The 4611-nt window shown below is 38.8% G+C and carries 3 protein-coding genes and 1 pseudogene; all 4 read left to right on the top strand.

Annotated features, from left to right (window positions below; translation table 11 throughout):
• Positions 1-1566: HNH/ENDO VII family nuclease (locus tag ACFINX_RS09395; protein ID WP_375668733.1), on the top strand; the 1566-nt coding region annotated here is incomplete at its 5' end.
• 20 nt (positions 1567-1586) lie between these two features.
• Positions 1587-2051: an SMI1/KNR4 family protein gene (locus tag ACFINX_RS09400; protein WP_375668734.1), complete on the top strand. Its 465-nt coding sequence runs from the start codon at positions 1587-1589 to the stop codon at positions 2049-2051.
• A 106-nt stretch (positions 2052-2157) separates the two neighbouring features.
• On the top strand, positions 2158-2634 hold the full coding sequence (locus tag ACFINX_RS09405) for an SMI1/KNR4 family protein (RefSeq protein ID WP_375627527.1): 477 nt from the start codon (positions 2158-2160) through the stop codon (positions 2632-2634).
• Positions 2635-2639: 5 nt separating this feature from the next.
• Positions 2640-4611 (top strand): annotated as a pseudogene (locus ACFINX_RS09410) (DUF6990 domain-containing protein); the annotation flags it as partial.

A 4611-nucleotide genomic window follows, 5' to 3' on the forward strand; every position in this document is an offset into this window, starting at 1 on the left:
CTTGGCTGCTTAAAAGGCGCTGTTGCGAGCGGTGCTTGCACAGCCGGTGCTGTGGGGGGTGCTGTGGGCGAAGCCACTGCTATGCTCCAGTTTCAATTGTGGGTGCAAGGCATTGTGAAAGAGGAAATGGGGGATCTAAACGGTCGCACCCCAACTCCGGAAGAGGAAGCGCGTATAAACGCAAAGATTGATGCGCAGTTTGCTGACTTTAGAGACCACACCATTGATGTTGCACGGGCTGCTGGGGGCGTTGCCGCTGCCCTTGCCGGTGGCAATGTTGATGCCGGCGCTGATGCCGCAGGTAATGCCGCTGCAAATAACTTTTTGGGGAGTGCACAACGCGCTCAGATGAAGAAAGAGTTAGAAGAGTGCCCTGATGATCAGTGTCGAAGAGATGTTAACGAAAAATGGTTCGAGATTAGTGAAGAGCAAGATAGGATTTTTGGGATAGGTCTTGCGAAGGGTATGATTGTTGGTGCCGTAAAAGCAATAGGAAACGGAATATCTGAGACAGCTCATGACGTTAAAGAATTAGGATCGGCAATAGGAAACGGAATATATGCGACAGTTCATGACGTTAAAGAATTAGGATCGGCAATAGGAAACAGTTCAGTTGATGAGATCTATCAAAATGCCCTTCAAGGCGTTGGAACAGCAAAAGCTTGGGCCACGAGTGGGCATATATTTGATGATGTCTGGGAAGGTGCTGGTCAACTCTGGGAAGGAGTTGGTCAATTCTGGGGAGGTGTTAAGGATTCCTTTAGAGGGCGTATAGATCACATAAAGGATTCCTTTGGGGGGCATATAGATCACATACATGAAACAATGGAGAAAGGGGGGGATGGAGCATTCAGTGCTGGTGCTGAATCTGGCGAAATGCTAGGTAAACCATTAGGAGATGTGGCTTATATAGTGGGGTCTACAGTGCTTACTGACGGTGCTGTTTCAGCAGCCAAGGGAGGCGTAAAGCTTGCGGGAAAGCTTGTAGAAAAAGATCTCATCAAATTTGCTGCTAAAGCTGAAGAAGCGGCTATAACGGGAGCAACTAGTTCTGAAGTAAATACTGCGCATGTGGGGAAAGAAATCGCACAATCGCTAGAAAAAATGAGCGATGAAGCTATTGCAACTCAATATTTGGGGCAAGAGAGAAAATTCTGGTCAAAACCTATTGAGGTTGAGTTTGAAATAACTAACAAGGGAGAAAAAATTACTCAGACAAACAAAGTCTATCAGAGCGAAAAACTGTTTGATCCTAACCAGATTGTTAGTTGGACAGTCAACAAGAAAAAAGTGACAGGTACAAATATTGAAAGAATGAAAACAGGAAGAGCACCTATAGGTTTCGATAACGAGCCTATTGAATTACACCATATGCTACAAACACATGATGGTCCCATAGCAGAAGTTACAAATGCGTTTCATAATAAACATCATTCTGCTATTCACATTAATCCTAACACAATGGGATCAGCTATTGATAGGGATGCATTTGCTTTGTGGAGACAGAAATACTGGAAAGAACGTGCTAAAGGTTATGAAAATAAAGATATAGCAACTAGAAAATAACAATTTATGGAGAACAAATTATGAAAACTTACACTTTAGATGATGTTGTACAATTAATTGATAAATATAGCGATAGTATCGATTTTGGCTCTACAGATGAAGCAGTTGATGATGCACTGATTGAAAAAGCAGAGAAAACTCTTGGTTTGCAGTTTACGTCTTCCTATAAAAGTTTTTTAAAAAACTATGGAAGAGGGGAAATTTGTGGTGAGGGAATATGTAGCGTTTATGATACAAACTTTGAGATTGTTCGTAGTGATGATATTGTTTATAAAAACTTAAATTATAGAAAAAATGGTTTTGCAATGCCACAGCAACTTATTGTTAGTAGAACCGATTTTGGAGAGACATTTTTCTTCGATTATTCTCAATTTCAGAATGGAGAATGTGCACTCTATTTTGATTTTCCACCCAAGAATCCACAATATTATGCAAGTAACTTCTATGAATTCCTCTGTAAAAGGATTACAGATAATTTGAAGTAAATTTCTTTGTATGGTGGTTTTACTTCCAAATTGCAATGTTAAACCACCATTATTTTTTTCTTTTCAAGAATGCAAGCATCGTTAATATTTTTAAGGGGGATCATCTATGAAAACCTATACCTTAGATGATGTTGTAGTATTAATTGATAAAGTGAATAAATATGATGATGAGATTATCAATTTTGGCACTGCAGAGGATGCGCCTGATGATATATTGATTGAAAAGGCTGAGAGAACTCTTGGTTTACAACTCACCTCGTCCTACAAAAGTTTTTTAAAAAATTATGGAGGAGGAGAAATTGGAGGTTATGAAATTTTTAGCATTTATAACGCAAGTTTTGAAGATAATCCTGCTGGTGATATTGTTTATTATCACTTAACAGATATAAAAAATGGTTTAGCAAAACCACAGCAGCTTGTTGTCAATAGAACAGATTTTGGTGAAACCTTTTACTTTGATTATACTCAGTTTCAGGATGGAGAGTGTCCGCTCTATCTTAAGTTTCTACCTAGCGATCCCCAGTATTACGCAAGTAATTTTTATGAATTTCTCTGTAAAAGAATTAAAGAGCACGCAGGGTAATGACGATGCAAACCAAAGATGCAACAGAGATTTTAAAAAGACTTGGCTGGGAGCCCCATCGCGATGAAATGGGTGATATGTTTGCTTATTATCATCTCCCCGATCGCATAGTGCGTATTCATTATGGTGTCATAGATTATGGACGGGATAGTGGAAGATTATGGGTTTCTGTCAGTCTTACCACTGCCGCCTATTGTCTTGGCTGGGAATACGCTAACGGTAAGAAATCGCGATACCAATATGAGGATATGCTGATTTCTTCAGAAGAGAATTTTGGAGTTACAGCACTAGAATTTTTTGAAAACCACGTTAAGGTAGCTTTAAATAAAGTGTTAGTTTGGGCGCACGCACAAGATATTGAGAAAAAATTACGTGAAAAAGCTGCTAATCATTCTCTCGTTGCAAAGGCTCTACTCGGCGATACCGAAGCTTTAAGTAATTACAAACCTACATCTCAATTATATACACCAGAGTTTTCTGATTATGAAAAGATGACACAGGTTGAGCGTATGATCTTTTTTGCTGAGGCTTATAAAAATAACGAATTGGATGACATTTTAGCACGCAAAAAACCGAAACAGTGTTTGATGAGTCTTACAGCAGCAACGCGCATTCTTAAAACCCAAGGGTGGTTTGTTACGGAACCTGGGAAAATGTGGTTAGTTTTGCCCGACCGCTTCATTCAATTTGATTTTGGTTTTATACGTCTTCCAAATGATGATTACAATGTTCATCTTGAAGCAGGGATCTCCAACGAAGATATTTCTGTAGCTTGCCATTATATTCACGATAGTAGAAAATGTAGGCAGATATCAGCTACAAATATTTATCAGTCTTTTAATACGATTGGGGGAGGGGTTTTTAGTGGTGTTGATAAAGGGATTGATATTCGTGTAGAGACATTAAATGAGCAGGAGCTTATAAAAATTTCTGAGCGGGTGATACAATGGGCGCGTGCTCAGGATTTAGAAGCAGCGATAGAAAGCAAAGCGCTTGTTCAAAAATATAGCTCTTGTCCTGATATCTCATGGCATTTGGCTTGTTTAGTATTAACAGGTCAAATTGATGTCCTGAAATCCTATCAAAATGCCGTAAAAGCAGGTACGATTTCTGAATATTTAGATGACGATGATGTGGAAAAATATGTTAATCACGCTGTTCAATTTGCTGAAGGACATCTGACCGTTTTAAAGGAGCGAGAGGCGGCAGATGCACGTATTGGTGTACAATCTTTGGTTCTTCTTAATACAGTTTCTGAAACATTAAAAATGATGAACTGGACAGTCTATTGCGACAAAAATTATAATTGTAATGCCTATTTTATAAGCAAAGACCGTATCATTAATATAATGTACAGCCTTGATATAAAAGGAAAAACACCGATCCTTATATTCAAGGCTTCACTTTCAACACTTAGTTTTTCTACTGCTCATAGAGAGATGTTTCCTAGATTGCCCCAATATATAGCTCTCAAAGAGGCAGAAGAATTTTATACAGTTTCTAGTACTGAATTGGATGAAGGCAAGCTAAAGGAGATTTGTACAGATATACTTGAGTGGGCTGATAACCAAAACACCAACCAAATCATCTATGATTATGCGGCGTTGCTAACAAACAGTGAATTTTGCCTTGCAGAATTTCACCTTATTGCACTTATTTTGACTGGTAATGTCAAAAAACTTAAGTTTTATAAGGAGAGTTTTCAAAGAAAGAGCCGTCTAGGTTTTGTGGAAAACATCACAAAATATGATATTGAGAACGCTCTTACTCTTGCACAGCGTTATTGAACAGGTTTTCCCAAAAAGGCATTGATTTTAAGCTTGGATCCGCAAACAGCATCTGTTGCTTCTAAAAGAATTTCTGTTGAAGTGGCAGAGGAAGTGGATGAAGCAGATGACACTGATGATCGTCTCACCATGGAAAGTGCTCATGCACTTTTAAAAAGCTTAGGCTGGTCAACCGAGAAAATCAATGAGA

It is taken from the genome of Bartonella sp. AP36NXGY, assembly GCF_042195865.1.
Lineage (GTDB): Bacteria > Pseudomonadota > Alphaproteobacteria > Rhizobiales > Rhizobiaceae > Bartonella.

Bases quoted from the DNA above. Each gene is read 5' to 3' on its own strand.
- ACFINX_RS09405 (WP_375627527.1), top strand. From the start codon at position 2,158: ATGAAAACCTATACCTTAGATGATGTTGTAGTATTAATTGATAAAGTG.
- ACFINX_RS09400 (WP_375668734.1), top strand. From the start codon at position 1,587: ATGAAAACTTACACTTTAGATGATGTTGTACAATTAATTGATAAATAT.